The organism is Elusimicrobiota bacterium (assembly GCA_040757695.1).
Taxonomy (GTDB): domain Bacteria; phylum Elusimicrobiota; class UBA8919; order UBA8919; family UBA8919; genus JBFLWK01.
This window is the reverse complement of sequence record JBFLWK010000188.1, coordinates 1-1,952: the sequence shown is the minus strand read 5'-3', so window position 1 is coordinate 1,952 and position 1,952 is coordinate 1. Positions and strand designations below refer to the sequence as shown.

General features: G+C 34.4%; 1 protein-coding gene. It reads right to left on the bottom strand.

Annotated elements, in window-relative coordinates:
• Positions 1-260: 260 nt before the first annotated feature.
• On the bottom strand, positions 261-1,523 hold the full coding sequence (locus AB1349_13975) for a transposase (GenBank protein ID MEW6558434.1): 1,263 nt from the start codon (positions 1,521-1,523) through the stop codon (positions 261-263).
• Between the last annotated feature and the right edge of the window lie 429 nt (positions 1,524-1,952).

Sequence of the window (1,952 nt, the reverse complement as noted above, 5' to 3'; positions counted from 1 at the left end):
GATAAGGGCAAAGAAAAACGGTTTACCCGATATAAAGGCAACAGGAAAAATTGGGCTAATAAAATGACACGAGGGTTTTATGAAAATCACCGACTACATGGTGCTTGGAATTTGTAATTTGTAGTTAGGCCGTCACAAAACTCGGTCTTGAAGTGATGGATCTCGGTAGTGGTTCTTTGAAATGAGTAGTTAAAGAAACGCTTCGTCGGAATGAAAATTATCAAGTTCGCAAAACCTGATAAAAGATAACACGATTTTATCTAAAGATATGGGAAAAGACTTTTCACAAACCTGATTTTATCTTTATGACCTGTTTTGACAGCTGTCAATGCGATGATTAAGATAGTAATATGTGCAATCGTGCAGAAATTACTAACAGCATTAAGACCTTTAACAGTTGGATATTGCATACAGAAAGTTAAAAGTCTAGAAAAAACTCTCTCAGATGAAGTTCGCAAATTATAAAGTTTTTTGAAAGATTCAGAACCATAATCAATGGATTGTCTGATAGATTGGTCAACATCTACGCGCAAATTGACACAACATCCATAGCGATTGTCAATAAACTTACGATGATTCCAAGGGCAAAGAGGAATTTTTTGAGCAAACTTTTTAGAACCTTTAATACGACAAATAAATTTATGTCGCCATCGCTTTTGTTCTTTGTCATAAAAAATTCCACGAGAAAGCATTGGAATACCGGCAATGCAGATTGGCTGGCCTGACGATGAAAGTTCAAATTCAATAGTGCAACCGCCTCTTGGATTTTTAGCGATGATTGGTTTTGCTTCTAATTCTTTAACAACGAATTCTATGTTTGGATAAGAATCATAGGCGGCATCTGCGATTACTGCGTCTATTTTTGACTTGAAAGTTTGTTTAACAGTAGTAAATTGTGGGATAAATACAGTTGAATCCCCGGTGGTATTTGGTTTGGTGATTTCTGCTATTGGTAATTCAGATATAGCGTCATTGACAATATGATTACGATAACCCCAGAAGAAATCAGGTTTTTTCTGGTCGGTATAAATTGTGTATGCACCCAACTTAGAATCGCGGTCACCTTTTAGTATTTTAGTTTTGTCATAGCGATTATTGACATAGGTTCTGAGATTGTTTTCTTTTACAGGAGCAAATACAGGGCAAGAATCACAGGAAATAAAATTAGTTGAAATTTGTTTAAGTTGGATTAGTTTTTTGACTAAATTGACACGGATTGACTGAAATAACTGATTGGGAGTAGTTCTCAGGAAGGCAGAAAACCGTTCTTTAGATGGGAAAGAATTAAAGCCACATAGTTGTGCAATTTGTGGATTATCTTTGAGTTCTCTGGATAAATCAGCAAGGGTAGGTAAACCTCGTAGATTTTTATATAACACTGCTCTAAGTAAAGCAGATTTTGAGTGAGGTTTTCTACCTGTAGTATAATTGTCTTCAGGGAAATAAACATTAGAGAAAATTAACTCAAATTTTTTAAGTTGTTCTTTTGAAGGATAAGATAAAACAAGTAAAGGTTGAAACATAATTGCCTCCATAGAGTTTTGTGACAGATGAAGTTTTTAAGTAGTTTATATGATACTAAAATAGACTGGAGGAGGCAAATTTTTCAGAAGGTGAGATTAGTTAAAATATAGTGGTTGTCACAAAACTAAAAATTGCCCTCCACCCCCATAAAAAGTGTGGAAAAAGGTAGGTTTATGATAAAATTAAAAAAGGTTCTCGTCGGTAAAATTGGCAGGAGGGCAAAAATAAAACTCACTATAAAAATCTCCGACGAGCAAATAGTTTTGTGACAGGCACCTAATATTAAAAAGGAGGAATATGACACTTTTAGTGAAAATTTTTAAAGCTGTAGCGAACGAAAAAAGGATTAAAATTTTAGAACTTCTACACAAGAAGAAAAAAGTATGTTTGCCTGAAATTAAACGTATGCTTAGGGTTTCAAAACCAAC